The sequence below is a fragment of the Mycobacterium sp. UM_Kg27 genome (genome assembly GCF_000972905.1).
In the GTDB taxonomy this organism is placed as follows: domain Bacteria; phylum Actinomycetota; class Actinomycetes; order Mycobacteriales; family Mycobacteriaceae; genus Mycobacterium.
Window position 1 is genome coordinate 1 of the sequence record NZ_JRMM01000241.1, and the last position, 2,466, is coordinate 2,466.

At 64.3% G+C, this 2,466-nt stretch carries 3 protein-coding genes and 1 pseudogene; all 4 read right to left on the minus strand.

All coding sequences use genetic code 11. The features are described 5' to 3' along the window. Positions 1–262: crossover junction endodeoxyribonuclease RuvC (locus LI94_RS20860; RefSeq protein ID WP_046302429.1), on the minus strand; the 262-nt coding region annotated here is incomplete at its 3' end. Positions 263–344: 82 nt separating this feature from the next. Continuing rightward, positions 345–1,433, minus strand: a complete 1,089-nt coding sequence (locus LI94_RS20865; protein ID WP_152664903.1) for a hypothetical protein — start codon at positions 1,431–1,433, stop codon at positions 345–347. A 123-nt stretch (positions 1,434–1,556) separates the two neighbouring features. Beyond that, a complete protein-coding gene (locus LI94_RS20870) occupies positions 1,557–2,366 on the minus strand; it encodes a sulfotransferase (RefSeq protein WP_024443311.1) in 810 nt (269 codons plus the stop codon). A gap of 11 nt (positions 2,367–2,377) precedes the next feature. Next, positions 2,378–2,466, minus strand: a pseudogene (locus LI94_RS23465) (YebC/PmpR family DNA-binding transcriptional regulator); the annotation flags it as partial.

Consider the following 2,466-nt stretch of genomic DNA (forward strand, 5'->3'; position numbering starts at 1 on the left):
CCCCGCCGGCCTGCGCGGTGCCCATCACCGTGGAGACATTCTGTTGGGAGAACACTCGCTCGATCGCGATCACGTCGGGGTGGTGAGTGTCCAGCCAGTGCTCGGCGGTGTCGCTGATGGTCAACAGCCGCTGCGGCAGCGGCTGATCGGCCGGGGTGCGCACCACATCGACATCCAAAGCGGTGACCTGACGCCCCTGCCCGCCTTCGACCACTGACAGCCCGCACCGCGTCAGCCCAGGGTCGACGCCCATCACCCGCACCGCACACTCCCCACTGTGGTGAACATTTGTTCGATAGGCTAGCGGGTGGGGGTGACAACCTCCGGTAGGGACACGCGGGGCGTCACAGGTCGGACAGCAACAGCGTTACCGGACCGAGAATTAGTTCGGTGGGGATCTCCACGAACAGCTGGTCGAGTCCACGCGCCAAGAGGGCCACACCCATTTGCAGGTTTCCCTCGAAGAGTCGTTCGACTCCGAGACTGAAGGCCTCCGCGAGGTTGTCGAATCGGGCCTGCAGGTCGGCGAGGAACCCGTCCAGATCCAGCGACGGCCAGTCGTCGATGATCGGGGAGAAATGCGGGTACAGGGCCAGCTCTCCGGCCAGGATGTCAATGATGCTGATCAGGGCGTTCTGTGGGGTGCCAATCAGCAGGTTGCTGGCACCGCTGCTCAGATTCCACAGTGCGTCGGTCACGTTGCCGTCGGTGAGGTGATCCACCCCGCTGTCGATCTGGGTCTGGCCGAGGTTCACCGCATCCTGCACGGCCTCCACCACCGCGCTGGGATCGGGAAGCACACCGTCAGGGTCCGCTACCGCATTGAGCGCGATGTGCAGCGGACCGAGCGCCAGCCACTGCGGGAACGACACCAGCAGGTGGTTCAAGCCCATGATGATCTCGCCGAGGCCCAGGCCGGTGGCGCCCTGACCGAGGTCGGTGGCGCCATCGGAAATGGCGTTGAAGCCGGCCCCGACCAGCCATTGCAGGTCGGTGAACAGCCCAGCCAGGTCGGTGATCGGAAACGCCGGAGGCAGTTGCGCCCCTTCGCCGAGCACCTGGAAAAGCTCGTAGAAGACCGGCAGCTGCCCCAGCGAGCTTTGCACTATCCCAAGAAAGACGTCCTGCGGTGCGGCGAACAGGATGTTGTCCACGCCGGTGACTATTGAATCCAGTCCGTGGATGAAATCACCCTCGGCGAAGTCGGTCACGCCGTTCCCGATCTGGGACGCACCATGTCCCACGACCGATTGCACGACGGTGGGCCAGTCGAACGGGCTGGTGCCCGGCGGCACGATGTCGTCCAGCGTGGTGGTTAGCTGCACGGCCCGATGCACCGCCTCGGCGGGCGCCTGAACCGGTGTGATGGCGATCATGCCGGCGCCGACCAGGGCCAGCCCGCTCGTGATAACCGGATGAACGTCCTGAGTCATGTTGCGCACCCCGTCGTCGCCGGTGACATGCCCCACACGCCACCGATATGGACGACAGTACATAACTATGGCATGTGAAACAAATGTTCAGGACCTAGGCTTGAACTGAGTGACGGCTGTTCGCTAAACCACCCGCAAACCAGCGGGCACGGCCTGCGGGTCGCGCCAGAACGCGTCGCGGGTGAAGCGGTTGAACAGGTCGGGCGGCAGGATCGACTCCCGCGGCTTGGCCCGGACCTCGCCGTGAACGGTGTGTAGGCCCGGCGTGCCGGCCCGTTCGTCGAAGTCGGTGACGTCATAGTCGACATTGTCAAAAGTGTGGGGGTACATCGGTTCACCGATGAAGTCGTAGATGGCACGCATCGTCCGGCCCGGATCAGTGGTCAGAGTCTCGTACTGCACAACCAGCAGCTTGTCCCGCTGTGCGCCGTAACAGGCCTGTTTGAGCATGTCGTAGGGCGCCCCGACCATTCCGTCCTGCGCCACAATCCCGTTGGCGCGAGTGTAGACAGTGCCGCCGGGATTGAAGCCGAAGATCGAGGACGGCGTGAACACGTTGCGCTGGATCAATCGTTCGATGCTGTCGACCACCCACGTCAGCTCGCGCACGCAGGCAATCACCTTGGCGTCCGGAAACAGCCGCGTGACCGCCGGCATCCACCCGCACCACGCTCGATTGGTGTCGAAGACCACCTCCGCGGCGCAGTCGGCGTAGAAGCTGTCGAACAGCCCGTGCAGGATCCGTTCCCGCTTCGCGTCGTCGATGAACACCGAGAACTCGTTGCGGGCGCTCATCTCGCCGAGCAACGCGCCGAACAAGCCCGCCAGCGGGCCCGACATCCCGGCCTCGAAACGCGGGTTCTGCCGCAGTAACGCGGCCAGCAGGGTCGAACCTGAGCGCGGCAGACCGGAGATGAAATGGATCGTCGACAACGGCGTGGCTCCTATTCGGTTTCGAGGGCTGCGAGGACCTCGTCGGACAGGTCGACGTTGGTCCACACGTTCTGCACGTCGTCACTATCCTCGAGCGCCT